Below are 26,878 nucleotides of genomic sequence, written 5' to 3' on the forward strand. Positions count from 1 at the left end.
ATGAGCCTTTCCCCGCTTCCATCCATCCTGCTCGAACCGCTGGTGCGGGCCGCTCTGCTCGAAGACCTCGGCCGCGCCGGCGACCTGACGACGGATGCCATCGTGCCGGCCAACCAGCCGGCCGCCATGGCGCTTGTGGCGCGGCAGAACGGCGTCGTGGCCGGGCTCAACCTTGCCGGCATGGCTTTTCGCCTGATCGATCCGGCCATCGAGATGACCATTGAACGCCCGGATGCGGCCGCGGTGTCTGCGGGAGAAGTCATCGCGACGGTCACCGGTCCCGCGCGTGGCTTGCTGACGGCAGAACGTGTCGCGTTGAATTTTCTCTGCCATTTGAGCGGCATTGCGACTGCAACCTCGGCGGTGGTCGAGGCGGTGCGCGGGCACAAGGCAAGAATCGTCTGCACCCGCAAGACCACACCGGGCTTGCGGGCTGTCGAAAAATATGCGGTGCGCGCTGGCGGCGGCTCCAACCATCGCTTCGGCCTCGACGATGCGGTGCTGATCAAGGACAATCACGTAGCCATTGCCGGCGGCATTCGCCCCGCTGTCGAGCGGGCGCGAGCGAGCGTCGGCCATCTGATCAAGATAGAAGTCGAGGTCGACACGCTCCCCCAACTCGAAGATGCGCTACGGTTGGGCGTCGACGCCGTGCTGCTCGACAATATGACGCTGGAGGAGTTGCGCGAGGCTGTGCGAATGGTCGCCGGCCGCGCCGTAACGGAGGCTTCGGGGCGCGTCACGCCCGTCACGGCACCGGGCATCGCAGCCACGGGTGTCGACCTGATTTCGATCGGCTGGCTCACCCATAGCGCGCCGATCCTTGACATCGGGCTGGACACGGCAGCTCTGCCGGGGCAATGCGAACGACAGGCAGGGCAGGAACAGGAGACGATATGACCGCCGAGTTGCACCTGAACCGGACCACGAAACAGTGCGACAGCCTCCGCCCGAAATGGACTTCCGACGAAGCCCGGGCGATTTATGACTCACCCTTCAACGATCTCCTGTTTCGCGCACAGACGGTCCATCGCCAGAATTTCGATCCCAACCGTGTGCAACTCAGCCGGTTGCTCAGCATCAAGACCGGCGGATGTCCCGAGGATTGCGGCTATTGCAGCCAGTCGGCGCATCATGAATCCGGTCTCAAGGCCTCGAAGCTGATGGAAGTCCAGCGCGTGCTGGCCGAAGCGAAGAAGGCGCGCGATGCGGGCGCCACCCGTTATTGCATGGGCGCGGCCTGGCGCAGCCCCAAGGCGCGCGACATGGATGCGGTGGTTGCAATGGTCGAAGGGGTGAAGGCGCTCGGCATGGAGACCTGCATGACGCTGGGCATGCTCGATATCGACCAGGCCCAGCGGCTCAAGCAGGCCGGCCTCGACTACTACAACCACAACATCGATACGTCCGAGCGCTACTACAGCGAAATCATCTCGACCCGCAGTTTCGCCGACCGCCTGGAAACGCTTGCGAATGTACGCGACAGCGGCATCAAGGTCTGCTGCGGCGGCATTGTCGGCATGGGCGAGGAAGCCTCAGACCGTATCGACATGCTGGTGACGCTGGCGAACCTGCCCGAGCATCCCGACAGCGTGCCAATCAACATGCTGATTCCGATCGAAGGTACGCCGCTCGCCGAGGCCGATCCCATCGCACCGATCGAATTTGTCCGCACCATAGCGCTTGCCCGCATCATGATGCCGAAATCGCATGTGCGGCTGTCGGCCGGCCGTACTGCCATGAGCGACGAAATGCAGGCGCTGTGTTTCTTTGCCGGCGCGAATTCGATCTTCGTCGGCGATACATTGCTTACCGCTGAAAATCCTGAGGAAGACAAGGACACCGCGCTGTTTCGCCGTCTCGGTATCGAGCCGATGGAGCAGGGCGCCGCGTGACCGGATCGGTATGGACCGACCGCTACGAAGCGAACTTGCGAGGTCTTGCCCGAAAGAGCCGGCTGCGCGCGCTTGTCCCGCGCGACGGCCTCGACTTCGCCTCGAACGACTATCTCGGGCTCGCCCGTTGCAGCAGGCTTTCCGATGCGGTTGCGACCGCGCTTGCCAACGGCACATCGGTCGGCGCCACGGGATCGCGCCTTTTGCGCGGCAACGACCCCGAGCACGAGGCGCTGGAGGCGCGGGCGGCGGATTTTTTCGGTGCCGAGCGTGCGCTGTTCTTTGGCGGCGGCTATATCGCCAATTTCGCCGTGCTGACGACGCTGCCACAAAAGGGCGATCTCGTCCTACTCGACGAACTTATCCACGCCAGCGCCCATGAGGGTGCTCGCGCCGGACGCGCGCAGATGCGCGAGGTGCGCCACAACGATCCGGCTGCGGCCGAGGATGTGATCCGCGCATGGCGCGCCACCGGAGGCACCGGGCGACCGTGGATCGTCGTGGAAAGCCTCTACAGCATGGACGGCGATTTCGCTCCACTGGAGGACCTGATGGCGCTTGCGGATCGCCATGATGCCTTCCTCTTCATCGACGAAGCACATGCCACCGGCATCTATGGACCGGAAGGGCGCGGCCTGGCACACGAACTTGAAGGCCGCGACAATGTCGTGGTGCTGCACACCTGCGGCAAGGCGCTTGGCGCGGCAGGCGCGCTGGTCACAGCCTCGGCTCCCCTCATCGACTATCTGGTCAACCGATGCCGGCCCTTCATCTACGCCACGGCGCCTTCGCCGCTGATGGCGGTGGCCGCATTGGAAGCGCTGGCCATCCTTGGCGACGAACCTGAACGGCGCGAACGGCTCGCGCGTCTTGTCGCCCTGGCGGGTGAGGAAGCGGCAGTTCGCTGCGGAGTAAAACCAAGCGGCTCGCAGATACTGCCCATCGTCATCGGCGACAATGGGCGGGCGATGGCGCTGGCCGGCGCGCTCCAGGAGCGGGGCTTCGACGTGCGCGGCATTCGCCCGCCGACCGTTCCGGAAGGCACCGCGCGCCTGAGGGTCTCGCTCACACTCAATGTAGAGGCGGCGGATGTATCGGCGCTGTTTGCCGCCCTTGCCGAGGAATTGGAGCGCGCGGACGCATGAGCACACGTATTGTCGTTACCGGCACCGATACGGGCATCGGCAAGACGGTGTTTGCCGCCGGACTCACCAACCTGCTCGACGGCGTCTACTGGAAGCCGGTGCAGTCGGGTCTCGAAGAGGAGACAGACAGCGAGATCGTACGCCGGCTTGCCGATCTACCGGCCGAACGGGTGCTTCCCGAAGCCTATCGCCTCTCTGCGCCACTCTCGCCTCATCGCGCTGCCGAGATCGACGGGCTGGCGATTGATGCCGGCAACATCATGCTGCCGCCCACCCAACGTCCTCTGATTGTCGAAGGCGCCGGGGGCCTGATGGTGCCGCTCAATCGGGAGACACTGTTCATCGATGTCTTCGCGCGATGGGGCGCACCGGTCGTGCTCTGCGCGCGCACCGGGCTCGGCACGATCAATCACACCTTGCTGTCGATCGAGGCGCTGCGCCGCCGGTCAATTCCGCTGCTCGGCGTCGCCTTTATCGGCGAGGAGATGACGGATACGCAGCGCACGATCGCCGAAATCGGCAAGCTGCGCGTGCTCGGCCGACTGCCCCGGCTTGACCCGCTGACACCCGACAGTCTCGCCGCAGCCATGCGGACATCGTTCAACGCCGCAGCCTTCCGCGAGGATCAGCCATGAGCCGCTCCGCCGTCTGGCATCCTTTCACCCAGCATGCCACCGAACCTGTGCCGCCGCGCATTGCGCGAACCGAAGGCGCCTACCTCGAAACCGCCGACGGCAAACGCATCCTGGATGCGATTTCATCCTGGTGGGTGATCACCCACGGCCACCGGCACCCGAGAATCGTCGAGGCGATCAGCGAAGCGACCGCGACCCTCGACCAGGTGATTTTCGCCGGACTCAGCCACGAACCGGCCGAGCGCCTTGCTTCCGCCCTGGTCGAAATGGCGCCAGCCGGACTCGACTGGGTGTTCTATTCCGACAGCGGGTCGACCAGCGTCGAGGTCGCGCTCAAGATGGCGCTCGGTTTCCACCGCAACATTGGCGCGCCGCGCTCGCGCATCGTCGTCACGGAGCACAGCTATCACGGCGACACGATCGGCACGATGAGCGTCGGCGCTCGCGGTGTCTTCAATGCGGCCTATGAGCCGCTGCTGTTCGAGGTCGACACAATCCCCTTTCCTTCCACCGGGCGTGAACAGGAAATGCTCGACCGCTTCGAAGCGCTGTCGCGCTCCGGCGAGGCGGCAGCCCTGATCGTCGAACCTCTGGTTCTCGGCGCCGGCGGCATGCTTATGTATCCGCCTTCCGTGCTCACCGAACTCAAGCGCATCGCCGAGGCATCCGGCACGCTCCTCATCGCAGACGAGGTGATGACCGGCTGGGGCCGCACCGGCACCATGTTCGCCTGCGAGCAGGCCGGCATCTCGCCCGACATATTGTGCACGTCGAAGGGCTTGACCGGCGGGTCGGTGCCACTCGCCGCGACCCTGGCGACCGATGCCGTCTTCCGCGCCCACTATTCCGAAGACCGCGCCAAAACCTTCTTCCATTCGAGTTCCTACACTGCCAACCCGATTGCCTGCGCGGCAGCGCTTGCCAATGTAGGCATCTGGCGCGAGGAGCCTGTCATCGAGCGCATCGCGGCGCTGTCGCGGATGCAGGCAGACAAGATCTCGCGTTTCCGCGACGATCCGCGTTTCGAGAATGTCCGTTCAACCGGAACCATCGCAGCGTTGGATCTGCGCGTCGGCAGAGCGGGGTATCTGGCGGAGGTCGGCCCCAGGCTGCGTGCCTTCTTTCTGGAGCGCGGGCTCCTCCTCAGGCCGCTCGGCAATGTCATCTATGTGCTGCCGCCCTATTGCGTGACATCGGATGAACTTGACCGTCTCTACGACGCCGTCGATGAGGCGGCCGATATCGTGCGAGCCGTGCGGTGAACAGGACGGCGTGTTTCCTCGGCTTCGGCCATCACGTTCCGGCCCGCAAAGTGCCTAATGCCGAGATCGAGGCCAGCCTCGAGCTGGAAGACGGCTGGATCGAAAGACGCACCGGCATACGCTCGCGCTTCTGGGCCCTGCCCGGCGATACGCTGTCGGAACTAGCAGCCAGAGCCGGCGAAATGGCGCTCCAAACATCCGGCCTCGACCGTGGCGATATCGGGCTGATGCTGCTCGCCACTTCGACGCCCGATCATCTGCTGCCGCCGAGCGCCCCGCTCGTGGCGCATCGGCTTGGTCTTGATCGCGCCGGGGCAGTCGATCTGGCTGGTGCCTGCGCCGGCTTCATCTATGCCCTGGCCTTCGCCGAGGGCTTCGTGCGCCTGCATGGCCAGCCGGCACTCGTCATCGCCGCCAATATACTGAGCCGTCGCATCAACCCGGCCGAGCGGGCAAGTGCGGTGCTGTTTGCCGATGCAGCGGGCGCGGTCGCGCTTGGTCCTTCCGCCGATCCGGATCGGGGCATCCTCGGCGCGTCGGTTGCGTCCGATGGCTCGGCCTATGAATTGATCCGGATTCCGGCGGGCGGCAGCAACCGGCCGTTCGCGGAAGACCTTGATATCGCTGAAACGCGCATGACCATTGCCGACGGCCACAAGGTGTTCGTCAAAGCGGTGGAGATGATATCCCGCTGCTCGGCCGAAGCGCTTGCTGCTGCCGAGATGACTGCCGACCGCGTCGACCGCTTCATCCCCCATCAGGCCAATGCGCGCATTTTCGATGCCGTGGGCAAGAATCTCGGCATCGCCTGCGACAGAACCGTCAGGACCATCGCCGAATACGGCAATTCGTCGGCCGCCACCATCGCGCTGTCCCTGTCGCTGTCGCATCAGGCCAAGCCGCTGCGCCCTGGCGAAAGGCTGTTGCTGGCTGCGGCCGGTGCCGGGCTCACTGGCGGCGCGCTCCTGGTTGGCGCATAGCGCCGCCCGGTCTGTGTCACGCCTCCAACGCCACGACGGACGTGCAATCGCCTGCCTTGACCAAGCCTGGGAAATGCCGCGCCACGAGAATGCCGGACATTTTCGCGCGGATTTCCTGCGGCGCGATGCCGGTGCGGCCGATGGCATGGATACGCGCCACGACATCGCCTTGCGCGACAGGCTCCCCCAGGTCCACCATCGTCTCGATCATTCCGTCCTCCTCTGCAAAGGAGAAGCAATCACCGGAGGGCATATCGAGCCAGCGGGTTCGAGTCTTCTCGACCGCACCACTTACGATGCCCGCATGGCGCAGGACGTTTAAGACACCCACTCGCGCAATCCGCACAGTTTCGGCGCGCGACGTGCCGCCGCCGCCAAGCTCCGTCGTCACGAAGACCTTGCCCATCTCCTCGGCGGCGGTGTCGTACATGCCAACCGCGTCGATCTCGAGCATCTTCACCGAGAAGGGCGCGGAAAATGCCTCCACCGCCGCGAATGCCGCCTGTTCCTGCTTCTTGTCGGGCAGGATATGAGCGGCGCAGAACGGCAGGAAATCGAGCGTCCTGCCGCCGGAATGGAAGTCGAGCACCAGATCGGCGCGAGGCAAAAGCGCGCGCTGAAAGTAATCGGCGATCTTTTCCGTCACCGTGCCGTCGGGTCGGCCGGGAAAGGCACGGTTCATATTGCCCTTGTCGATGGGCGAGGTGCGCGTGCCGGCGCGAAAGGCCGGATAATTCATCGCGGGAACGATAATGACCGTTCCGGTTACGCTTCGTGGATCGAGCGTGCGCGCCAGCTCGTACAATGCCAACGGCCCTTCATATTCGTCGCCATGATTGCCGCCGGTCAGTAGCGCCGTGGGACCGCTGCCGTTGCGGATCACGCAGATCGGGATCATCACCGATCCCCATGCGGAATCGTCACGGCTGTAAGGCAGGCGCAGGAAGCCGTGCTGGACGCCATCCCGATCGAAATCGACGGTGGAAACGATCGGAGACGGGCGCAAGCTATTCGCAGACATCTCGGCCTCAGTCCTTCACCACCAGCTTGCGCGGCACATCGGCCAGGCATTCCACGCCCGTTTCGGTGATGAGTATGGACTCGGTGATCTCCAGCCCCATCGTCTCCAGCCAGAGGCCGGTCATGAAATGGAAGGTCATGCCCGGCTTCAGCTCGGTGCGGTCGCCGGGGCGCAGGCTCATTGTGCGCTCGCCCCAATCCGGCGGATAGGAAAGGCCGATCGGATAGCCGGTGCGGTTGTCCTTGACGATGCCGTACTTCTTCAAAACGGCAAAGAAGGCGTTGGCAATGTCCTCGCAGGTGTTGCCGGGCCTGGCTGCCGCCAACCCCGCTTCCATGCCTTCCAGCGTCGCCTTCTCGGCGTCCAGGAACGCTTGCGTCGGCTTGCCGAGGAAGACCGTTCGCGACAGCGGACAGTGATAGCGGTGATAGCAGCCGGCGATCTCGAAAAAGGTGCCCTCGCCCGATTTCATCGGCTTGTCGTCCCAGGTGAGATGCGGGGCGGAGGCATCCTCGCCCGACGGCAGCAGCGGCACGATGGCCGGGTAGTCGCCGCCTATTCCATCCACCCCGCGCGTGCCGGCGTCATAGATCTCGGCTACCAGATCGCATTTGCGCATCCCAACCTCGATCTTGTCGACGATGCGGGCGTGCATGGCCTCCACGATGCGGGCGGCCCTGCGCATGTAATCGATCTCGGTCGGGCTTTTCACCGCGCGTTGCCAGTTGACCAGGGCCGTGGCGTCGACGAAGCGGGCGTTGGGAAGGTGCTTCTGCAGCGAAGCGAATGCGGCGGCCGAGAACCAGTAATTGTCCATTTCGACGCCGATTCTCTTCGCTCCCCCGCCTCGATCCGCGAGAAGCTGAGCCAGGAAGTCCATCGGATGGCGTTCGGTCGACTGCACGTAGTGGTCGGCATAGCCGACGATGTTCTCGTGGCTGAGATAGGCCGTGCGCTTGGCGCCGTTTGCGTCCTGGCCGCGCCCGTACCAGACCGGCTGCCCTTCCGGCGGCACGATGACCGCCTGGTGCACGTAGAACGACCAGCCGTCATAGCCGGTCAGCCACGCCATATTGGACGGGTCGCTGACGATCAACAGATCGACACCCTTCGCCTCCATGGCCTTGCGCGTTTTGGCGAGGCGGTCGGCATATTCCTCGCGCGTGAATTTGAGATTGGGCTGCATTTCGACATGTCCTGGTTTGTTGAGCCTTGTGGCCGCATCAGTTCTGGAAGATCGTTCCGGCGCCGGCCGCTCTGGCGCGGTCGCGAGCGAACGTGGCAATCGCCGTATCCTGCACACCGGTGCCGGTCAGGTCGCCCAGTGTGATGTCGCTCGGCGAGCGCCTCCCATGCCGCTGGCCGGAGATGATCTGGCCGAGCTCGGCAATGTCGGCATCGGCGGCGATCAGGCCGGCTTCAATGGCATGATGCAGCTCGCCGAGCCTGCGCGTCTGGCGAGCGCTGTCGGCGACGTAAAGATCGGCCATGCGGATCACCGCCGGCGCGATCTCGTTCTTATGCTCGGCGTCGGAGCCCATGGCGGTGATGTGCTGGCCTGATGAAACGAAGCCAGCGTGGATCAGCGGTGCGGTCGCCGGCGTCGTCGTCACAATCACGTCAGCGGCGGCCGCGGCTTTCTCCGCATCGGACTCGAAGCGCACCGAAATGCCCAGCCTTTCACGCATTTCCGCCGCCGCCGCTTGCCCCCGGACAGCGTCGCGCGCCCAGATGCGCGCCTCGGTGATCGGCCGCACCAGCTTCAGTGCCTCAAGCTGGAGTTTCGCCTGCATGCCGGCGCCGAAGATTGCCGCGACAGCCGAATCCGTTCGTGAAAGATGTTTCGCGGCCACCGCGCCGGCAGCGGCCGTGCGGATATCGGTCAGGTAGCCATTGTCGATCAGCAGCGCTTCGGTGAGCCCGGTCTTGGCCGACAGCAGCACCATCATGCCGTTGGTGCTGGGCAGGCCAAGCTTCGGATTGTCGAAGAAACCGGGGCTGATCTTGATGGCAAAGCCGTCGATGCCGGGCACATAGGCCGTCTTGACGTCGACCTCGCCGCGATGCTCGGGAATATCGAGGCGCAGGATCGGCGGCATGGCCACAGGCAACGTCGCCAGCGCGCGAAAGGCGTTCTCCACGCAGGCTATCGCCTCGAGATCAAGCTTCACCACCCGGCGCAGTTCCGCTTCGGTGAGAATGGTCATCGAAGGCATGGAAAGGTCTCCTTGACTTGAGGGCGGGTCCACTCGGTCATGCCGCGTGCTCCCCCGGTGCCAGGACTTCGCCGCAAACGATCTGGCGATGGAGATCCATGTCGATGTTGCGGCCTGACAGCACCAGCACCGTCGGCCCATCGGCCTTGACCTTGCCGCAGAGCAGGGCCGCGATGCCGACCGCGCCGGCGCCCTCCACGATCTCGCGTTCATGCGCATAGGCGTGGCGGATACCTGCGGCAATCTCCTCCTCGGAAAGCAGCACCACATCGTCCAGCAGGTCGCGGCACATGGAAAAGGTCAGCCGGTTCTGGATGCCGATGCCGCCGCCGAGCGAATCCGCCAGCGTCGGCAATTCCTCCACCGACACCGGCCCGCCGGCATCGAGACTCGCCTTCATCGCCGCCCCGCGCGCCATGGACACGCCGACAACCTTGGTCTTCGGACTTGCGGCCTTGACCGCAGCCGCAATTCCCGAGACCAGCCCGCCGCCGGAAAGCGGCACCAGAACCAGTGCCGCCTCGGGCACGGCATCGACGATCTCCAGGCCGATTGTGCCTTGGCCTGCGATGACCGCCGGATGGTCGAAGGGCGGCACCATCACCAGACCTTCGCGTGCCACGAGCCTGTCGACTTCCTCCTGCGCATCGTCCTGGCTGTCGCCGACGATGCGTATCTCGGCGCCCAGACGGCGGATGTCCTCGACCTTGTTTTGCGGTACCAGCTTCGACATGCAGACCACCGCGCGCAGGCCTTCCAGGCTGGCAGCATAAGCAAGCGCCCGCCCGTGGTTTCCGGTTGAAGCAGCAACGACCCCGCGCCGCTTTTCGGCGGCGGAAAGCGATGCGACCGCGTTCGAGACGCCGCGCAGCTTGAAGCTGCCGGTCGTCTGCCGATGCTCCAGCTTGAGGTGGATCGGATGGCCCGACTTCTGCGAGAGCGAGGCAGACAGCACGGTCGGCGTCGGCGCGATTTTGCCTTCTATGCGCTCGCGCGCGGAGCGGATGTCCTGAAGCGTGACGGTTGGCATGGCGGTCAATCGCGGGGCAGCGGCAGCGTCATCAGACGGCCGAATTCGTCACGCGGCCCGGTTTCGCCGCAAAGCCGCAAGCAATTCCACGCCGTTGCCAGATTACTGGTGACGACGGGGCGGCCGATGGCCTTTTCAATCGCCGGCGCGGCAAGTGCCGCTCTCAGCGCCGTGCAGGACACGAACAAGGCATCCGCGTGCCGAGCCGTCGCCTCCCGGGCCAGTTCGATCAGCGCGGCCGGGGAAATACGGGCCATTTCGCGGTCGTCCTCAAAGCCAAGACAGGTGAAGCTCGCGATTTCGAAGCCGTGGCCGGCAAAATAGGCCGCCATCGGCCGGCTGGTCTCGATGGTGTAGGGTGTAAGCACGCTGATCTTTTTCGCGCCGAGCGCCTGCAAGCCCCGCCTTGCGGCCATGGTTGGCGTTACCGCCGGAATCCCCGGCTTGGCGGCACGGATCGCCGCTTCGACTTCGCCATCGCCGATCACCACCGAGGCCGAAGTGCAGGAGTAGCAGATCGCGTCAAGCGGCTCGTCCGGCAGGATGAGCGCCGCACCGGCCGTCAGCGTCGGCTGCATGCGGCGCAGGTTCTCCGGCGTCGTCGGATTGGCATAGGGGATGCGGGCGACATAGACGCCGATGCGTTCGCTCGCCACCAGGCGGCGGAAGTCGGGCTCGGTGGTGTGGTCCGTCGCCAGCACGATCAAGCCAACCCGCCTTTCCAGCGGGCGCGGGTCGAGCGGCGGATGGATGGCGTTCAGGCGGATTTCGGGCAGTACTTCCATTTTCTATCCTTCGATCCGGCCATAGCGCCGCTCCAGCCAGCGCAGCAGGATGACCGAGAACAGGCTGATGACGAGAAAGAAAACGCCCACCAGCGTCATCGGCTCGATATAGCGGTAGTAAGAGTTGGCGACGCTCTTGGCCTGGTTCATCAGTTCCAGAACGGTGATGGCCGAAAGCAGCGGCGTCTCCTTGAACATGGCGATGAAATAATTGGCCAATGCCGGGATCATAGGCGGGATCGCCTGCGGCAGGATTATGTGGGTCCAGGTCTGGCGCCCGGTGAGGTTGCAAGCCTTGGCGGCCTCCCACTGGCCACGCGGCACATTGTCGATGCCGGCGCGATAGACCTCGGCGGCATAGGTGCCGTAATGCAGTCCGAGCCCGATGACGCCCGCCACCAGCGGCGGCAAAAGGATGCCGAAGTCAGGCAGCACGTAGAAGATGAAATAAAGCTGCACCAGAAGCGGCGTGCCCCGGATGAATTCAGCGAAAAAGCCGACCGGGCGCGAAATCAGCCGGTTGGGTGAGCGGCGCAGCAGCGCAATGGCAAGCCCCACCGCCGCAGCCAATGCCGAGCCGAGGATGGTGGCGAGGATGGTGATCTTCACGCCCTCGATCAGGGTTGGAAGGATTTCCCAGACGAAGTTCCAGTCCCACTCCATTACGCGCGCACTCCGTCAAGCCCGCGCGAAAGCCGGCGTTCCAGGCTTCGCACGCCCCAGGAAATGAGGAGGGCAAAGGCGAAATAGACGATCAGGATGGTGGTGAACGGCACCAACGTGCTGCCGGTTTGGGCGCGCACCACTTGCGCCTCGAAGGTCAGGTCCGCCAGCGAGATCAGCGAGACGATGGAGGTCGCCTTCAAAAGCTCGATGGCGTTGTTGCCGAAGGTCGGCAGCATGACCAGGAAGGCCTGCGGCAGGATGACGTGACGCATGCGCTGCCACCGGCCGAGATTGAGCGCGGTGCAGGCTTCGTACTGTTCCTTGCCGACCGACTGCACCGCGCCGCGCACCACTTCCGCCGCGTAGGCGCCGACATTCAGGCCGAGCGCCAGCACGCCGGCCTGCAAGGGCGTCAGTTGGATGCCGATGAAGGGCAGCACGAAATAGGCCCAGAAGAGCTGCACGAAAATGGAGGTGCCGCGAAAGAACTCGATATAGGCGGTCGCCAGCGCCCGCACGGCGAAGAAGCGCGACAAGCGCCCAAGCCCTGCCAGGAAGGCCATGATCAGCGCCAGAACCGATCCCATCAACGTCAGTTCGATGGTGACCAAAGCGCCTTGCAGCATCAGGCCAATATATCCGGACCAGTCGATCATAGGCTCAGGAAGGTTCGGGCTCAGGAAGGTTCGGAGTTCAAAATCCCTCACCCGACTCCGCTACGCTCGGTAGCACCTCTCCCGGACGGGGGAGGAGAGCCTGCGCGTAGTGGAGCCGGGCAAGGGCGAATGCTATTGCGCGGCGCAGAGTTTTTCGCGCGTCGTCGACATCGCCGCTTGCGCCGAGAAGCCGTAAGGCTCGATGATCTTGGCGAACTCGCCCGACTCCTTCATCTTGGCCAATTCGACGTCATAGGCATCGCGCAGCGCCTCGTCGCCCTTCTTGAAGGCGGCGCCGTCGCAATAGACCGGCGCGCCTTGTACCGGCGCGATCACTTCCAGATTCGGGTCGTTGGCCTTTTTCATCAGGTCGTTGATCGATAGAACCGGAAGCGAATAGGCATCGATGCGACCGTCCTGCAGCATCTTCACGCCGCTCTGTCCGTCCGGCACCACGATGACGCGCTCGCGCGGCACGCCGGCGTTAAGCGCCAGCTTTTCCTCGGTGCCGCCGCCCGGCGCGCCGATGGTGGCCGTCTGGTCCTTGGCGACATCCTCATAGCTTTTGAACCCCTTGGGATTGCCCTTCTTCACCAGCATCGCCTCGGCATCGCACAGCACCGGCTCGGAATAAGCCACCGCCGCGCAACGCTCCGGTTTCATGAACAGGCCCGCGGTGACGACGTCGAAGCGACCGGCCTGCAGCCCGGGGATCATGGCGCCATATTCGGAGATCGAAGCGACCACGTCCGGCACGCCGAGCCGCTTGAAGATTTCGCGGGCCACATCCGGAGCCGCGCCCGAAACCTTGCCATCGGCGGCGACCGCCGTGTAGGGCGGCTCGTTGGCGATGGCCAGACGGGCGAAGCCCTGCTGCTTGAGCTGTTCGAGCTTGGTGTCCTCGGCGGAGCCGATACTTGCGGCGGCCAGCACCGCGGTGAGCGCCATGCCGGCAACGCCGGCCAGAATTCCCAGTTTCCTCATCGTTCCCAACTCCTTGGTTTTCTTCTTTGCGGTTCTTCTCGGCATGTGCGGGATGGCTCGGCCTTCCCGATTGCGGTCAGACGCGATGTCCAGCCGCGATGATCTTCTTCAGGAAGCCTTGCGTGCGCTCCTCTTTCGGATGACGGAAAATCTCGTCGGGCTTGCCTTCCTCCACGATCCTGCCGCGGTCGAAGAACAGGACACGGTCGGCGAAGTCATGGGCAAAACCCATTTCATGCGTAACCAGAAGCATGGTCATGTCAGTCTCGGCGGCCAGCCTGCGCATGACGTTCAGCACCTCCTCGACCAGTTCCGGGTCGAGCGCGGAAGTCACCTCGTCGAACAGCATGATGCGGGGAGAGAGCGCAAGAGCGCGCGCGATCGCCACGCGCTGCTTCTGGCCGCCGGAAAGCTGTGCCGGCATCGACTTGGCCTTGTCGGCCATGCCGACCATGTCGAGCAGTTCAAACGCCCGCTTCTCGGCGGCGCCGCGCGGCATGCCCTTGGTCAGCATCGGCGCCAAGGTCACGTTGTCGAGAACGCATTTGTGCGGGAACAGGTTGAAGAGCTGGAAGACCATGCCGATCTTCTGGCGCATTTTCGCCAGGTGCCGTTCGTTCGCCGGCACCAGCCTGCCTTCGCGTTGCATATGGTAGAGCTGCTCGCCGTCGATCTCGATGTGACCGCCGTCGATGCGTTCCAACGTCATCAGAATGCGCAGGATGGTCGTCTTGCCGGAGCCCGAGGGGCCGATCAGAGCCAGCTTTTCTCCCGGCATCACCTGCATCGACAGGCCGTCCAGCACCTTGAAGGCGCCGAAGCTCTTGGAGATTGCGTCGATCTTGATGATGGGCGCGGCCAATATCTCTCCCCGCTCTGGCGACCCCGTGTTCCCCAACGATGAGGAACGCATCAAATCATGTCAATTACTAAAATAATCTCATGACAATATTAGCTATTCATCTAGTTCCAAGGATGTATCCAGGGGGCAGTCAGATCGCAAGCAGCAGATGTTCGGGATCGCCGAGCAACAGCTTGGTAACGACGCCCAGGCCGGCGCGCAGCTCGCCCTCAGTGGTGGAGCCGAGCGATATGCGCACCGCAGGATGCCACGGCGCCTCGGAAATGCGGAACGAGGCACCCGGTGCAATCGCCACGCCCTGCAACCTAGCCTGGGCGACGAACCCTTCCTCGGCGCGGTTGTCGGGCAGTGGCAACCACAGGTGCAAACCGTCCCGGTGGGCGCGATAATCCACGCCGGCCAGCGCCTCGGCGGCAATATCAAGACGGTGACGCACGGCCTCGCGCTGCCATCGCACAAGCTCCATCGCGGTACCGTCGGAAACCCATTTGGTGGCGATTTCGGCCACCATCGGCGTGGCCATCCAGTTCGAAACCAAGTGCCGGTTGGCGACGGCGGCAACGTAGCGGTCAGGGGCCGCCAGATAGCCGATGCGCAGTCCGGGCACGGTGATCTTGCTGAAGGAGGTTACGTAGAGGGTGCGCTCGGGGGCAAAATATGCCACCGGCGGCGCGCGCTCCTCTACCAGCGGGCCCAATACGTCATTCTCGATGACTGCAATATCGTGGCGGCGCGCCACCTCGGCCAGTTCGGATCGCCGCACCGAGCCCATCAGCGTTGCGGTAGGATTGATGACCGAGGGCTGCACGAATACGGCCCGGATGTCGGAATGCCGGCAGGCCTCGTCCAGCGCCTCCGGAATCAGGCCGTCGTCGTCGATCGGCAGCCCTTCGAGGTTAAAACCGAGATAGCGGGCGAGCGGCATCAGCGTATGGTGACCGATCGCCTCGGTGGCGACGGTCGAGCCGGGCGGGGCGACGCTCATCAGCGCCACCGTCATGCCGGCGGTTGCGCCATTGGTAAGCGTGATATTCTGCGGCGACGCCTCCAGCCCGCAAATCTTCAGCCAATCCACCGCCACGGCACGGTGGCGCGGAAACACCATGTTCGGCCGAAACGACAGTGCCGAACTGGCCGGCAGCGTCTCGGCCAGCCAGCCGAGCGCTTCTCTCAGCCGCTCCAGATGCATGGGTTCGCACACGGGCTTGAGGATCGACAGGTCGATGATCTCGCCGAGCCGTTCGGGAAGATAGGGCGGATCGGGCTCGCGGCGCTGAGTCTGGACGAAGCTGCCACGGCCGACCTCGCCGGCGATCAGGCCGCGCCGGATCAGTTCTTCATAGGCGCGGCTGACCGTCTGCACCGAAAGCTTGAGCTCGTCGGCCAGCGCCCGGTGCGTGGGCAGGCGTGCTCCGCTGGCGAGCTTGCCATCGTGGATCGCGCGCGCGAACTGGTCGGCCAGCGAGAGATAGGCAGGGCGGCGGATCAGCGCCGGGTCGGGTCGCCACAATGTCATGACATTATTAGAGATTGAAATCAGTTCAATTGACAATCGAAATCATGCACGATCATGGTGCAGGGACGACAAAGTTGGAAAACCATGGCCGCTGCGAAGCTTGATCCCGTAGATTTGAAAATCCTGGACGCCATACAACGAGACGGGCGCATCACCAAGCTGGCGCTTGCCGAAAAGGTCGGCCTGTCCCCGACGCCGTGCTGGATGCGCCTCTCCAGGCTGGAAAAGGCCGGCATTGTGTCGGGCTACCATGCCAGGATCGCCATGCGCACGATCGCGCCGGTCACCACTGTGCTGATGGAAGTTACGCTTGCCAATCACCGCCAGGCGGATTTCGACCGTTTCGAGCGCGCGGTCCGCGACATTCCCGAGATCGTCGCCTGCTGGTCGGTGGGTGGCGGCGTCGATTATCTCCTGAAGGTCATGGCGCGCGACATCGATTCCTATCAGCGCCTGGTCGATGCATTGCTTGAACGGGAACTCGGCATCGACCGCTACTTCACCTACATCGTCGTCAAGACCGTGAAGGAGCAGACGGTGCTGCCATTGGCGGAGTTGACCGGAGAGCCCTGAGCGGCCCGCGAGAGATTCACTGCCTGATGCGCCGCGCAAAGAGATTCTCTCTCATATCTCACCTCAATCGAGGCTCTTTCTCGCGCGCTGGACGCTAGGCTTGCCGCGATATCACGGAGCCCGCCAATGTCCGCGCATTTCGCTCGTTCGCATCGCCATCACGCGCTTGACCGTCTCGCAGACCGCCGCCTTCTGCGCGAACTCGCCTATGTCGACGGCCATTGGACGGCGAGCGAGGCGGCGGCAAGCTTCGAAGTGACCGATCCGGCTTCCGGCGCCACGGTGGCCTGGGTGGCGGCGCTTGATGCCCAGCAGACGACGGAAGCCATTTCGGCCGCATCCCGGGCGTTTCCTGCCTGGCGAGATATGCTGCCGCAAGAACGATCCCGAATCCTGCGCAAGTGGTTCGAACTGATCATTGCGGCCAAGGACGACCTCGCCCTCCTGATGACACTGGAACAGGGCAAGCCGCTGAGGGAATCGCTTGGCGAGATCGATTATGCCGCCTCCTTCGTGGAATGGTACGCCGAGGAAGCAAAGCGGTTGAACGTCGAGAGCGTGACCAGCCATCTTCGCGGCGCGGAGATGGTGGTGCGCCGCGAGCCCGTCGGCGTCGTCGGCGTTGTGACGCCGTGGAATTTCCCGTCCGCCATGCTGACCAGAAAGGCGGCCGCAGCACTTGCCGCCGGCTGCACCATCGTTGCGCATCCTTCCTCCGAAACGCCGCTGTCGGCGCTGGCGCTGGCTGAGCTTGGCGAGCGCGCCGGCCTTCCGGCGGGTGTCTTCAACGTTGTCACCGGCGATGCCGACACAATCGTCGGGCGGTTTTGCGAGGACGCCCGCGTGCGCGCCATGAGCTTCACCGGCTCGACCGGGATCGGCAGGCTGATCGCCGGCAAATGCGCCGCCACGATGAAACGTCTCGTCATGGAATTGGGCGGCCACGCACCGCTCATCGTCTTCGATGATGCGGATGTCGAAAAGGCGGTCCAGATCGCCGTCGACGCCAAATTCGCCACTTCCGGGCAGGATTGCCTGGCCGCCAACCGCATCTATGTCCAGCAGCAACTCTACGATCGGTTCTGCGCCGCCTTCGGGCGCCGCATCGAGGCGCTGGAGGTTGCGGACGGGTTGACGCCAGACGCCGACATCGGCCCCTTGATGCATGAGCATGCGATTAAAAAAGTGGAGGAGCAGGTGAAGGACGCCATCGGTCGCGGCGCGCGTCTGCTTTGCAGCGGCGGGCGCCATGCCGCCGGGCCGCTTTTCTACAGGCCGACGCTGCTGGCAGACGTGCCGGATGATGCGCTGATCATGCGCGAGGAAACCTTCGGACCGGTTGCGGCGGTCACGTCGTTCGTCACCGAGGAGGAAGTGGTTGCTCGTGCCAATGCCACGGAATATGGGCTGGTCGCCTATCTGGTGACCGAAAACGGAGCGCGGCAGCGGCGCATGGCGCGCGCACTCGACTATGGCATGGTCGCCATAAACCGGGTCAAGATCACCGGCGCGCCGATCCCCTTCGGCGGCGTCAAGCAATCCGGCCTCGGCCGCGAGGGTTCGCGCCACGGCCTCGAGGCCTTCACCGAGCTCAAATATGTCTGCCTCGACCTGGCGTGAGCCAAGCGGCGAAACCGAAAAGGAGAAACGAATGCTTGAACAATCCAACGAACTCGCCGCCTGGGACCGCGACCATTTCTTCCACCCGTCCACCCATATGGGCATGCATGCGCGCGGCGAGATGCCGAACCGCATCATGGCCGGAGGCGAGGGCGTCACCGTCTGGGATGCGGCCGGCAAGAAGAGCATCGATGCCTTTGCCGGGCTCTACTGCGTCAATGTCGGCTATGGCCGGCAGAAGATCGCCGACGCCATCGCCAGCCAGGCGAAGAATCTTGCCTACTACCATGCCTATGTCGGCCATGGCACCGAAGCTTCGATCCGGTTGGCGAAGATGATCATCGATCGTGCGCCCAAGGGCATGAGCCGCGTATATTTCGGCCTTTCGGGCTCGGACGCCAACGAGACCAATATCAAGCTGATCTGGTACTACAACAATGTGCTGGGCCGGCCGGAGAAGAAGAAGATCATCTCGCGCTGGCGCGGCTATCACGGCTCAGGCGTCATGACCGGCTCGCTGACCGGGCTCGCCGGCTTCCACAATGCCTTCGACCTGCCGCGTGCGCCGATCCTGCACACCGAAGCGCCTTACTATTACCGTCGTGCCGACCGCTCGATGTCAGAAGAGCAGTTCTCGCAATATTGCGCCGACCAGCTCGAAAAGCTGATCCTGGCGCAGGGACCCGAAACCATTGCCGCCTTCATCGGCGAGCCGGTGCTGGGCACGGGCGGAATCGTGCCGCCGCCGGCCGGCTACTGGCACAGAATCCAGGCCGTGCTCACCAAATACGACATACTCCTCGTGGCCGATGAGGTTGTGACCGGCTTCGGACGGCTCGGCACCATGTTTGGCTCCGATCACTACGGCATCAAGCCGGACCTCATCACCATCGCCAAGGGCTTGACCTCGGCCTATGCGCCGCTGTCAGGCGTGATCGTCGGCGACAGTGTGTGGAAGGTGCTGGTGGAAGGTTCCGACAAGCTCGGCCCCATCGGCCATGGCTGGACCTATTCGGCCCATCCGATCTGCGTTGCGGCCGGGGTCGCCAATCTCGAACTGATCGACGAGCTGGATCTGGTGAAGAATGCCGGCGAGACCGGCGCCTATTTCAACGCGCAGCTCGCCAAGGCGCTCGGCGGACACAAACATGTCGGCGAGGTGCGCGGCGAAGGCATGCTGGCTGCGGTGGAATTCGTCGCCGACAAGGACGACCGCGTCTTTTTCGACCCCGAGCAGAAGATCGGACCGCAGGTTTCGGCAGCGCTGCTGGAGCGCGGCGTCATCGGCCGCGCCATGCCGCAGGGCGACATTCTTGGCTTCGCCCCGCCGCTCTGTCTCACCAGGCAGGAAGCCGATATCATCGTCGAGAAGACCGCGGATGCGGTGAAGAGAGTGTTTGAAAAAACCTGAATTCAGCCCCACCCTCACCCGGCCTCCGCTTCGCTCGGCCACCCTCTCCCCGTGGGGGAGAGGAGGCATTCGACACCGTGCCAATCCTTCATCGAAGATTTGGCCGAGACGCTGACAAACCTCCTCTCCCCAGCGGGGAGAGGGTGGCCGAGCGAAGCGGAGGCCGGGTGAGGGGGAACAATCGAGAGCAGAAAATCATGACCTCTATCTCCCGCATTCCCGCCACGATGGCCGCAGTGCAGCTCACCGGCCATGGCGGGCTCGAAAAGCTCGTCTACCGAACCGATGTGAAGGTGCCCTCGCCCGCAGCCGGCGAGGTGCTGGTGAAGGTCACCGCCTGCGGCATGAACAACACCGATGTGTGGGTGCGGCAAGGCGCCTATGGCACCGAGGAAGATGCCGCCGCCGTCTCCACCTGGCGCCGGCAGGGCAACACGCTCACCTTCCCGCGGATCCAGGGCGCCGACACGGTGGGCACCATCGTTGCCGTCGGTGAAGGCGTGTCGCAGCAGCGCATCGGCGAGCGGGTGATGGTGGATTTTTCCATCTACAACCGCGATGACGATTCACTCGCCGACATCGACTATATGGGGCATGGTCGCGACGGCGGTTATGCCGAGTATCAGACGCTGCCTGCCGAGAACGCGCATGTCGTCGATACCGATCTGACCGATATCGAACTTGCCACCTTCTGCTGCGCCTATCTGACCGGCGAACAGATGCTGGAACGCGCGGCGCTGAAGGCGGGCGAGCGCGTGCTGGTGACCGGTGCTTCGGGCGGCGTCGGCTCCGCCATCGTGCAGCTTGCCCGCGCGCGCGGCGCCATCCCCTACGCTATCGTCGGCGAAGGCAAGGAACAGGCGCTGCGCGACATCGGCGCCGAGGCGGTTATCACTCGCGGCGCCGCCAACCTGCCGCAAGCCACTGCCGAGGCTACCGGCGGAAAGCCCATCGATGTGGTCGCCGACCTTGTGGGCGGGTCGATGTTCAATGACCTGTTGCGCATCCTGCGCCCGGAGGGCCGTTACACCACCGCAGGCGCCATCGCCGGACCGGTCGTGCAGCTCGATCTGCGCACCATGTATCTGAAGCAATTGCAGCTTCACGGCTCCAGCCAGGGCACGCGGGCGGATTTCCGTCGCATCGTGCGCTACATCGAGGAAAAGAAAATCCGCCCTTTGGTCGGCGGCGTCTACCGGCTTTCCGATTTCCACCGAGCACAGACGGATTTCATGGCCAAGGGTTTCGTCGGCAAACTGGTGGTCGTTCCCGACAGGGTGGCAGACGTCAATTCCTGACCGATTGTGACTGGCACTCTTAAGCCTCGGGAACACCATAGAGATTCGCTTTCGGCGTTCATCGGCCACACTTGTTGCAACCGCAATCGAGCGGCATCATCGCGTTCGAAGCGCCCGATCATTTCTGCGCCCATCTTGGAAAAACGAGCTATAATTTCCCGGTCGATGACCCCTGAAGGAGCAGAAAAATGGCCGCGAAAGACGTGAAATTCCATTCAGACGCCCGCGACAAGATGCTGCGCGGTGTCGATATTCTTGCCAATGCAGTCAAGGTCACGCTCGGTCCCAAGGGACGCAACGTCGTCATCGAAAAGTCCTTCGGCGCACCGCGCATCACCAAGGATGGCGTTACCGTCGCCAAGGAAATCGAACTTGAAGACAAGTTCGAGAACATGGGCGCGCAGATGGTGCGCGAAGTTGCGTCCAAGACCAGCGATGTGGCCGGCGACGGCACCACGACCGCGACCATTCTGGCGCAAGCAATCGTTCAGGAGGGAGCAAAGGCGGTCGCCGCCGGCATGAACCCGATGGACCTGAAGCGCGGCATCGACAAGGCCGTCGACGCCGTCGTCGAGGAATTAAAGAGAAACGCCCGCAAGGTCACGAGGAACGACGAAATCGCCCAGGTCGGCACCATCTCGGCCAATGGCGATGCCGAGATCGGCCGCTTCCTGGCAGAGGCCATGGAGAAGGTCGGCAATGAAGGCGTCATCACCGTCGAGGAAGCCAAGACCGCGGTGACCGAGCTTGAGGTCGTCGAAGGCATGCAGTTCGACCGCGGCTATCTCTCGCCCTACTTCGTCACCAACCCTGACAAGATGCGGGTCGAACTGGACGAGCCCTACATACTGCTCCACGAAAAGAAGCTCTCCAACCTGCAGGCCATGCTTCCGATACTGGAGGCGGTCGTGCAATCGGCCAAGCCGCTGCTGATCATTGCCGAGGATGTGGAGGGTGAGGCGCTTGCCACGCTCGTCGTCAACAAGCTGCGTGGTGGCCTGAAGATCGCCGCCGTCAAGGCTCCGGGCTTCGGCGATCGCCGCAAGGCGATGCTGGAGGATATCGCCATCCTGACCGGCGGCACCCTGATTTCGGAAGACCTCGGCATCAAGCTCGAGAACGTGACGCTCGATATGCTCGGCCGCACCAAGAAGGCGGTCGTCGAGAAGGAAACCACGACCATCGTCGATGGCGCCGGCTCGAAAGACGAAATCCAGGGCCGTGTTGCGCAGATCAAGGCTCAGATTGAGGAAACTACCTCCGACTACGATCGCGAGAAGCTGCAGGAACGCCTGGCCAAGCTCGCCGGGGGCGTTGCCGTCATCCGAGTCGGTGGATCGACCGAAGTCGAGGTGCGGGAGCGAAAGGACCGAGTCGACGATGCCCTGCATGCGACCCGAGCGGCCGTCGAAGAGGGAATTTTGCCGGGCGGCGGCGTCGCACTGCTGCGGGCTGTCAAAGCGCTCGACAATCTGACGACCGAGAACAGCGATCAGAAGACAGGAATCGCCATCGTACGGCGTGCGATCGAGGCGCCGGTACGTCAGATCGCCGAGAATGCCGGGGCCGAAGGCTCGATTATTGTCGGCAAGCTGCGCGAGAAGACCAGCTTCGGCCATGGCTGGAACGCCCAGACCAACCAGTTCGGCGATCTCTTCGAGGAGGGCGTGATCGACCCAGCCAAAGTGGTGCGAACCGCCCTGCAGGACGCTGCCTCCATAGCCGGACTGCTGGTAACCACCGAGGCAATGGTTGCCGAGAAGCCGAAGAAGGAAGCTCCCGCACCGGCGATGCCGGGTGGCGGCATGGACTTCTGACACGCGGGAGTAAACTGGAGCGCGCCTTCCGCCGGCGGTGGGCCTTATCACCCGCCCGCGAGGATGCGCTCCATCGCCTGCATGGCGGCATCGCGCTGCTGATCGTTGCCTGCCGCATAGGGCAGGCTGAACGTCACCGGAATATCCGGCTCGACGCCGCGTCCTTCCAAACGCACGTCCTCACCTATCACGGCATCCGACACGGCCAGTTCGAGAATGCTGTCGTCCGGCAAAAGATAGGCTCGGCCGGCCAGCAGCGCGCCGGCCGTGCGCGTTCCCACCAGCGGTATGCCGTTTGTTTTCAGCGCGTAGGCGAAGAGTTCGAGGCCGCTTCTCGTGCCCTCGTCGATGATGGCAACGACCGGCCGGCGCCAGCGCACATTGGCGAGCATGTCCTCGCCGTCGCGGGAAATCAGCCGGAAGGACGGCGTATCGCCGACGAAAAGCTCGGCCGCGTCAGCCGGACCACCACCCCAGCGGCCACGCAGGTCGACAATGAGTCCATCGGCATCCTTGAGTCGGCCGGTGGCGAGCGCGCGATTGACGATCTCCATCCCGTTCGGAGAAGAGAGCGTCCAGAACCGCAGATAGCCGATCTGCTTTCCGGAGCGCTCGGACACGGCCAGGCTGTTTTCGATCGCCTTTTCGAATGTCCGAAGCGGCCGCAATTGTTCGACCGCGACTTTGACGGTGATCGGCTTTTCGCCGACATGGCGGCGTAACGACACCTCGACCGTCTTGCCGACCTGGCGCTGGAAGGAGTCAATTTCGTGATAGGGCGCACCATCCACCGAGATGATCTCGTCGCCGACTTGAATTCCGGCCTTATCCGCCGGAGAGCCGTCATAGACGTCACTCGCGAACAGGGCGCCATTGGCCGGGCGTGCGATCATGCCGATGCCGGGATAACTCGCGTCACCCTTCGGCGGAAACAATCTCTCCATGTCGTTGCGCAGGGCGAAGCGGAATATGTCGGCGAGTTCGAAATAATCGATCGTGTCGCGCTGAAAGCGCCCTGTATGAGACGCCTCCAGACTGGCAAGCACTGCGTCGATCGCCTCGTCCGCCCTGGCGTTGGAGCTGTTTTTCGTCAGCGGCGTGTCCGCATCCTCTATTTCCTGGCGCACCGCCGCGCCGAAGCGGTCGAGGGCCGACATGTCGTGGAAGTTGTCGAAAACAAGCTGGACAGCACGATCGAAAACCGGATGGCCTGACCGAGGCGGATCGAGCGCAAGTGCATTCGCAGGGATAAGCAACAGCAAGAGCGCTACTGCCAAAAAGCCAGGCATTTTCGCTTGCATGGGCCGCATCCGTTTTTCCTTGCGGAATCATATGGACGCAATAGAGGAAGGATCGAGGCCTGCGATCGACACTATTGCGTGAGCCGCGACAAGACTTGCAGGGTCGTCCGAAGGCGCTGGGTTCCGAGAAAGAAGCGCAGCAGCCTGAAATACATGGCTGCCGGGCTACGCCCGCATCCTATGGCGCGCAATAAGACTGCCTGTTCTGAAGACATTGCAGACCGTGTGATGGCGGCGGTGAGCTCTGTTCAGAGCGTATCCGTGGGCGGCCATACACCTGCCTGAGCGGCCAGCAGCGTGTTTTCGGCCCACGCTCTGCGCTGCCGCTTTATACGCGGATCATGGTTTCCGATTTCGATCGCTACCGCACCGGCCGCCGCCCGTAGCGCGTCCGCCATGCTGCGCCGAAGCGGTCGTCGCAGCATTTCGTCGTAGATTTCGAGTTGAATCTGAACCGCTCTCTTGAGGCTGAACCTGCAGGTGACAACTTTGTGCCCGAACATGCCGACTTGCCTGCGCAGTTCCGGGTCGCAAAGAAGCCTCTCCATCTGCCCCGCAAGACGCTCCACACCGGACGCAGCATCGGCAATGCCATAGAAGCCCTGGTTGAGAAACAGGTCATGGGTCGCGGGCTCGAATATTTCTGAAAAGGCGTGCTCGCCCTGCACAATGACAGGCCGGCCCATGGCCATCGCTCGAAGCGACGAACTTCCCATTCCCAGCACGAGATCGGCCGCCGCATAGGCAGGTCTGGGGTCCAGTTCCTCGCCATGAAGACGCACGACTTCGCGGCCGCAGCGCGCATTGACGGCCTTGGCGCGGTTCGCCAATGCGGTACGGGCCTGACCATCACCGACAAGAACCAGTTTGAGCGGATGACGCTGCGCCAGGAGTTCCACTGCATCAATAGCGCGAACCAGCGCATCGATCTTCAGGTCGAGCGAGAGTCGGGAGACGGTGACGATCAATAGATCCGTATCTGAAACGCCGCAGGCGCGGCGGAATGCGGAGCCGTCGATCCCTGGATTGTCGCGGTCGGTATCGATTGGCGGCTCGATCACCCATACCGGCCCGCTTTGGAGTTCTCGGGCCTGAACGCCAAGCTCCGCGGTCCCCATGATAAGTGGCACCGAGCGTGGGACCATGGGCATCACCGTCATGCCAAGGACGGTGCACAAGACTGGCACACGGGCGAACAGGCCAGCGCCGTAATAGGCATCGAGGCAGGGCGGCCATTCATAGGCATGGATGAGGTCGAGCCTGTCACGCACGGCTATGGAGGCCAGTTGCGCGATGCGAGAGGGAGCCGGCCGATATTTGAGCTTCCGCGCCGGGATGAACCGCAGGCCGCGCTCTTCAATGTAGGAAACCAGCGGACCCGGTATCCCATAGACCGCGACCTCATGCCCGGCCTCGGCGACACCGGCCGCAAGATCGATCGCATTGATCTGGCTGCCGCCAATCGTGAGGTCGTGCGGATAGACAAGAATACGCAAACCGGGAACCGCCGAATCTGTGACGCCGATCCGGCCGCTGGCAGGACAGCGCAGGTTTTTGAGAAACCAAATGTTCCGCAAGGCCGCACCGGCGTCAATTGACCGGCATTGGCGCCTAGGTCTGTCTTTAGGGGAGGCCTTACCACCTGAGGCGTAGGCGGTCGCGGCATTGCGGAATGCAGGGGCCGGATATCGCTGGTGATCGGCAGTGTAATACAGGCGTCAAACTGGAGGCTTAGGCAGGCTCGACACCATCAGGAATCAAGGCCGCGCCTTCGTGGTATCGGCCTTCTCGCTACGGGAGGGGTCGTCGTGAAGATCGCAATCATCGGCATCGGCTATGTCGGGCTCGTTTCGGCGGCTTGTTTCGCGACCTGGGGACATGAGGCCGTAGGCGTCGACAAGGATACGGGAAAGATCGCCGCGCTCAGGCTGGGCAGGCTTCCGATCTACGAGCCCGGGCTGGACCAACTGATCGCGGGCGCCGTCGAGACAGGAAATCTGTCCTTCACGACCGATACCGCCACTGCGGTGGCGGCCGCCGACATCGTCATGATTGCGGTGGGAACGCCGCCGCGGCTGCGCGACGGCGAGGCTGATCTTGCCTTCGTCTACGCCGCTGCGAAAGAAATCGCAGCTTCCATCACCGGCCTCACGGTGGTCGTGACCAAATCGACGGTGCCGGTCGGAACCGGCGACGAGATCGAGCGGATCATTGGTCGCGCTCGGCCCGACGCCAGATTTGCCGTTGCCTCAAACCCGGAATTCCTGCGCGAAGGTTGTGCGGTGGCCGACTTCCAGAAACCGGATCGGGTCGTCCTTGGCGCCGATGACAGGAGAGCGCAGGAGCTTCTGCAGGCCGTATATGAGCCGCTGCGGCGTGTTGGCGTGCCGATCGTAACGACACGGCGGCGTACCGCTGAACTCATCAAATATGCCGCCAACGCCTTTCTGGCGGTCAAGATCTCCTACATCAACGAAATGGCCGACCTTTGCGAGAGCGTCGGCGCCGATGTGCGCGAGGTGGCGCTCGGCATGGGCCTCGACCACCGCATCGGCGCCGGCTGCCTCAATGCCGGGCCGGGATATGGTGGCTCCTGCTTTCCCAAGGATACGCTCGCCTTGCTGCGCACATCGCAGGACCATGGCGTGCCGCTGCGGATCATCCAGGAATCGATCGTTGCGAACGACGCCAGGAAGCGGCGAATGGCCCTAAAAGTCATCGATGCGTTGGGTGGGGACGCGGACGGCCGCAGCGTCGCCATTTTGGGGCTGACGTTCAAGCCGGAAACCGACGACATGCGCGAGGCGCCATCGATCCCGCTGATCGAGGCATTGCAGCGTGCCGGCCTGAAGATACGCGCTCATGACCCGCAGGGCATGGAGAATGCGCGCGCCCTGCTGGATGATGTCGAATTCTTCGACGATGCCTATGAATGCGCGTCCGGCGCCGACGGCGTCGTGCTGATGACCGATTGGGCGTGCCTGAAATCGCTCGATCTCGAGCGGTTGTCGCGTGTCGTGCGAAAACCCACGCTGATCGATTTTCGCCATGCCTTCGATCCGGCCGAGGTTCGGAAGCACGGCTTTGCGCTGACCTCGATCGGGGTGGCGCCAGACACGCAGATCAAGACCACGATACGCCCGCACTCGCCCGTTTTGCACGCCTTGCGTCACTCGCCTGTCATGGAAAGCAATTGAAAATGCCC

At 63.6% G+C, this 26,878-nt stretch carries 24 protein-coding genes; 12 read left to right on the forward strand and 12 right to left on the reverse strand.

Features of this window, described 5'->3' with window-relative positions:
* From nadC to ACLKMW_RS07195, 6 genes are read left to right on the forward strand one after another with little or no spacing between them, the layout of a single operon-like run.
* Positions 1-900 carry a carboxylating nicotinate-nucleotide diphosphorylase gene (nadC, locus tag ACLKMW_RS07170; protein ID WP_415723718.1) on the forward strand — a complete coding sequence of 300 codons (900 nt, stop codon included), beginning with the start codon at positions 1-3 and terminating at the stop codon, positions 898-900.
* Positions 897-1,895 carry a biotin synthase BioB gene (gene bioB / locus ACLKMW_RS07175; protein WP_415723719.1) on the forward strand — a complete coding sequence of 333 codons (999 nt, stop codon included), beginning with the start codon at positions 897-899 and terminating at the stop codon, positions 1,893-1,895. The genes nadC and bioB overlap by 4 nt, the downstream gene beginning before the upstream one ends.
* Positions 1,892-3,040, forward strand: coding sequence for an 8-amino-7-oxononanoate synthase (locus ACLKMW_RS07180; protein WP_415723720.1), 1,149 nt, complete (start codon positions 1,892-1,894; stop codon positions 3,038-3,040). The genes bioB and ACLKMW_RS07180 overlap by 4 nt, the downstream gene beginning before the upstream one ends.
* Positions 3,037-3,675: a dethiobiotin synthase gene (gene bioD, locus ACLKMW_RS07185; RefSeq protein ID WP_415723721.1), complete on the forward strand. Its 639-nt coding sequence runs from the start codon at positions 3,037-3,039 to the stop codon at positions 3,673-3,675. Before ACLKMW_RS07180 ends, bioD begins: the two co-directional genes overlap by 4 nt.
* Positions 3,672-4,937: an adenosylmethionine--8-amino-7-oxononanoate transaminase gene (locus ACLKMW_RS07190; protein ID WP_415723722.1), complete on the forward strand. Its 1,266-nt coding sequence runs from the start codon at positions 3,672-3,674 to the stop codon at positions 4,935-4,937. The genes bioD and ACLKMW_RS07190 overlap by 4 nt, the downstream gene beginning before the upstream one ends.
* Complete coding sequence (locus tag ACLKMW_RS07195) at positions 4,934-5,917, forward strand: beta-ketoacyl-ACP synthase III (RefSeq protein ID WP_415723723.1); 984 nt, start codon at positions 4,934-4,936, stop codon at positions 5,915-5,917. Before ACLKMW_RS07190 ends, ACLKMW_RS07195 begins: the two co-directional genes overlap by 4 nt.
* A gap of 16 nt (positions 5,918-5,933) precedes the next feature.
* Here the strand turns inward: ACLKMW_RS07195 and doeB are convergent, their stop codons facing one another.
* The 10 genes from doeB to ehuR form a co-directional block, all read right to left on the reverse strand.
* Positions 5,934-6,938, reverse strand: a complete 1,005-nt coding sequence (gene doeB, locus ACLKMW_RS07200; RefSeq protein ID WP_415723724.1) for a N(2)-acetyl-L-2,4-diaminobutanoate deacetylase DoeB — start codon at positions 6,936-6,938, stop codon at positions 5,934-5,936.
* Between the two features lie 7 nt (positions 6,939-6,945).
* Entirely contained in the window at positions 6,946-8,124 is a 1,179-nt protein-coding gene (doeA, locus tag ACLKMW_RS07205; RefSeq protein ID WP_415723725.1) for an ectoine hydrolase DoeA, read from the reverse strand.
* A gap of 37 nt (positions 8,125-8,161) precedes the next feature.
* Entirely contained in the window at positions 8,162-9,154 is a 993-nt protein-coding gene (locus ACLKMW_RS07210; RefSeq protein WP_415723726.1) for a cyclodeaminase, read from the reverse strand.
* A gap of 37 nt (positions 9,155-9,191) precedes the next feature.
* Complete coding sequence (gene eutB, locus ACLKMW_RS07215) at positions 9,192-10,184, reverse strand: hydroxyectoine utilization dehydratase EutB (RefSeq protein ID WP_415723727.1); 993 nt, start codon at positions 10,182-10,184, stop codon at positions 9,192-9,194.
* Between the two features lie 5 nt (positions 10,185-10,189).
* Positions 10,190-10,969, reverse strand: a complete 780-nt coding sequence (eutA, locus tag ACLKMW_RS07220; protein WP_415723728.1) for an ectoine utilization protein EutA — start codon at positions 10,967-10,969, stop codon at positions 10,190-10,192.
* Positions 10,970-10,972: 3 nt separating this feature from the next.
* The gene (gene ehuD, locus ACLKMW_RS07225) at positions 10,973-11,632 is read right to left on the reverse strand and encodes an ectoine/hydroxyectoine ABC transporter permease subunit EhuD (protein ID WP_415723729.1); all 660 of its coding nucleotides are present in this window, start codon (positions 11,630-11,632) and stop codon (positions 10,973-10,975) included.
* Entirely contained in the window at positions 11,632-12,291 is a 660-nt protein-coding gene (ehuC, locus tag ACLKMW_RS07230) for an ectoine/hydroxyectoine ABC transporter permease subunit EhuC (protein WP_415723730.1), read from the reverse strand. Before ehuC ends, ehuD begins: the two co-directional genes overlap by 1 nt.
* 132 nt (positions 12,292-12,423) lie before the next feature.
* Positions 12,424-13,275 carry an ectoine/hydroxyectoine ABC transporter substrate-binding protein EhuB gene (gene ehuB, locus ACLKMW_RS07235; RefSeq protein WP_415723731.1) on the reverse strand — a complete coding sequence of 284 codons (852 nt, stop codon included), beginning with the start codon at positions 13,273-13,275 and terminating at the stop codon, positions 12,424-12,426.
* Positions 13,276-13,351: 76 nt separating this feature from the next.
* The gene (ehuA, locus tag ACLKMW_RS07240) at positions 13,352-14,137 is read right to left on the reverse strand and encodes an ectoine/hydroxyectoine ABC transporter ATP-binding protein EhuA (protein WP_415723732.1); all 786 of its coding nucleotides are present in this window, start codon (positions 14,135-14,137) and stop codon (positions 13,352-13,354) included.
* 130 nt (positions 14,138-14,267) lie between these two features.
* Positions 14,268-15,653 (reverse strand): MocR-like ectoine utilization transcription factor EhuR, encoded by a 1,386-nt coding sequence (ehuR, locus tag ACLKMW_RS07245; protein ID WP_415723733.1) that lies wholly within the window; start codon positions 15,651-15,653, stop codon positions 14,268-14,270.
* A gap of 84 nt (positions 15,654-15,737) precedes the next feature.
* Here ehuR and ACLKMW_RS07250 point away from each other — a divergent pair, with 84 nt between their 5' ends.
* The 5 genes from ACLKMW_RS07250 (at position 15,738) to groL (ending at position 22,372) form a co-directional block, all read left to right on the forward strand.
* Positions 15,738-16,226 (forward strand): Lrp/AsnC family transcriptional regulator, encoded by a 489-nt coding sequence (locus ACLKMW_RS07250; RefSeq protein ID WP_415723734.1) that lies wholly within the window; start codon positions 15,738-15,740, stop codon positions 16,224-16,226.
* 126 nt (positions 16,227-16,352) lie between these two features.
* A complete protein-coding gene (locus ACLKMW_RS07255; RefSeq protein ID WP_415723735.1) occupies positions 16,353-17,846 on the forward strand; it encodes an NAD-dependent succinate-semialdehyde dehydrogenase in 1,494 nt (497 codons plus the stop codon).
* 31 nt (positions 17,847-17,877) lie between these two features.
* On the forward strand, positions 17,878-19,257 hold the full coding sequence (locus ACLKMW_RS07260) for an aspartate aminotransferase family protein (RefSeq protein ID WP_415723736.1): 1,380 nt from the start codon (positions 17,878-17,880) through the stop codon (positions 19,255-19,257).
* Between the two features lie 197 nt (positions 19,258-19,454).
* Positions 19,455-20,555, forward strand: a complete 1,101-nt coding sequence (locus ACLKMW_RS07265; RefSeq protein WP_415723737.1) for an alcohol dehydrogenase family protein — start codon at positions 19,455-19,457, stop codon at positions 20,553-20,555.
* Between the two features lie 188 nt (positions 20,556-20,743).
* Positions 20,744-22,372 carry a chaperonin GroEL gene (gene groL, locus ACLKMW_RS07270; RefSeq protein WP_415723738.1) on the forward strand — a complete coding sequence of 543 codons (1,629 nt, stop codon included), beginning with the start codon at positions 20,744-20,746 and terminating at the stop codon, positions 22,370-22,372.
* 47 nt (positions 22,373-22,419) lie between these two features.
* On the opposite strand, the gene ACLKMW_RS07275 is transcribed toward groL, so the two are convergent.
* Together ACLKMW_RS07275 and ACLKMW_RS07280 are read right to left on the reverse strand one after the other, a co-directional pair.
* Positions 22,420-23,673, reverse strand: a complete 1,254-nt coding sequence (locus tag ACLKMW_RS07275) for a S41 family peptidase (RefSeq protein WP_415723877.1) — start codon at positions 23,671-23,673, stop codon at positions 22,420-22,422.
* Between the two features lie 248 nt (positions 23,674-23,921).
* Positions 23,922-25,169, reverse strand: a complete 1,248-nt coding sequence (locus tag ACLKMW_RS07280; RefSeq protein WP_415723739.1) for a glycosyltransferase family 4 protein — start codon at positions 25,167-25,169, stop codon at positions 23,922-23,924.
* Positions 25,170-25,481: 312 nt separating this feature from the next.
* On the opposite strand from ACLKMW_RS07280, the gene ACLKMW_RS07285 reads away from it, so the two are divergent.
* Positions 25,482-26,870, forward strand: a complete 1,389-nt coding sequence (locus ACLKMW_RS07285) for a UDP-glucose dehydrogenase family protein (RefSeq protein WP_415723740.1) — start codon at positions 25,482-25,484, stop codon at positions 26,868-26,870.
* Positions 26,871-26,878: the final 8 nt, after the last annotated feature.

This window comes from Borborobacter xinjiangensis, assembly GCF_047739745.1.
Lineage (GTDB): Bacteria > Pseudomonadota > Alphaproteobacteria > Rhizobiales > Rhizobiaceae > Pseudaminobacter.

Bases quoted from the DNA above. Each gene is read 5' to 3' on its own strand.
- eutA (WP_415723728.1), bottom strand. From the start codon at position 10,969: ATGGAAGTACTGCCCGAAATCCGCCTGAACGCCATCCATCCGCCGCTC.
- eutB (WP_415723727.1), bottom strand. From the start codon at position 10,184: ATGCCAACCGTCACGCTTCAGGACATCCGCTCCGCGCGCGAGCGCATA.
- groL (WP_415723738.1), top strand. From the start codon at position 20,744: ATGGCCGCGAAAGACGTGAAATTCCATTCAGACGCCCGCGACAAGATG.
- ehuR (WP_415723733.1), bottom strand. From the start codon at position 15,653: ATGACATTGTGGCGACCCGACCCGGCGCTGATCCGCCGCCCTGCCTAT.
- ehuC (WP_415723730.1), bottom strand. From the start codon at position 12,291: ATGATCGACTGGTCCGGATATATTGGCCTGATGCTGCAAGGCGCTTTG.
- bioD (WP_415723721.1), top strand. From the start codon at position 3,037: ATGAGCACACGTATTGTCGTTACCGGCACCGATACGGGCATCGGCAAG.
- ACLKMW_RS07210 (WP_415723726.1), bottom strand. From the start codon at position 9,154: ATGCCTTCGATGACCATTCTCACCGAAGCGGAACTGCGCCGGGTGGTG.
- ACLKMW_RS07275 (WP_415723877.1), bottom strand. From the start codon at position 23,673: ATGCAAGCGAAAATGCCTGGCTTTTTGGCAGTAGCGCTCTTGCTGTTG.
- bioB (WP_415723719.1), top strand. From the start codon at position 897: ATGACCGCCGAGTTGCACCTGAACCGGACCACGAAACAGTGCGACAGC.
- ACLKMW_RS07260 (WP_415723736.1), top strand. From the start codon at position 17,878: ATGCTTGAACAATCCAACGAACTCGCCGCCTGGGACCGCGACCATTTC.
- ACLKMW_RS07190 (WP_415723722.1), top strand. From the start codon at position 3,672: ATGAGCCGCTCCGCCGTCTGGCATCCTTTCACCCAGCATGCCACCGAA.
- ACLKMW_RS07265 (WP_415723737.1), top strand. From the start codon at position 19,455: ATGACCTCTATCTCCCGCATTCCCGCCACGATGGCCGCAGTGCAGCTC.
- ACLKMW_RS07255 (WP_415723735.1), top strand. From the start codon at position 16,353: ATGTCCGCGCATTTCGCTCGTTCGCATCGCCATCACGCGCTTGACCGT.
- doeB (WP_415723724.1), bottom strand. From the start codon at position 6,938: ATGTCTGCGAATAGCTTGCGCCCGTCTCCGATCGTTTCCACCGTCGAT.
- ehuD (WP_415723729.1), bottom strand. From the start codon at position 11,632: ATGGAGTGGGACTGGAACTTCGTCTGGGAAATCCTTCCAACCCTGATC.
- doeA (WP_415723725.1), bottom strand. From the start codon at position 8,124: ATGCAGCCCAATCTCAAATTCACGCGCGAGGAATATGCCGACCGCCTC.
- ehuB (WP_415723731.1), bottom strand. From the start codon at position 13,275: ATGAGGAAACTGGGAATTCTGGCCGGCGTTGCCGGCATGGCGCTCACC.
- ACLKMW_RS07250 (WP_415723734.1), top strand. From the start codon at position 15,738: ATGGCCGCTGCGAAGCTTGATCCCGTAGATTTGAAAATCCTGGACGCC.
- nadC (WP_415723718.1), top strand. From the start codon at position 1: ATGAGCCTTTCCCCGCTTCCATCCATCCTGCTCGAACCGCTGGTGCGG.